A 232-nucleotide genomic window follows, 5' to 3' on the forward strand; every position below is an offset into this window, starting at 1 on the left:
GTACCGGATCAAATTCATGCTATTTTGACGGTGAAAATATTAAAATTCAATTACCGTCAATAGGTTTTCTTGTGGGAGATGAAGGTAGCGGAAGTGCTATCGGAAAACAATTGGTACGTAGATTCTTTATGCAGAAACTTCCTGAAGATCTTTCCGGCGAATTTGAGCAAACGTATAACCTCACCCTGGATGAAGTACTGAAAAACATGTACCATACAACCCGTCCCAATGC

The 232-nt window shown here is 40.1% G+C and carries 1 protein-coding gene; it reads left to right on the plus strand.

Translation table 11 applies throughout. From position 1 onward, the window contains the following. Positions 1-232: hypothetical protein (locus ACPYOJ_RS37040; RefSeq protein WP_481420635.1), on the plus strand; the 232-nt coding region annotated here is incomplete at both ends.

Source organism: Rhizobium sp. SVR5-9E (assembly GCF_056755095.1).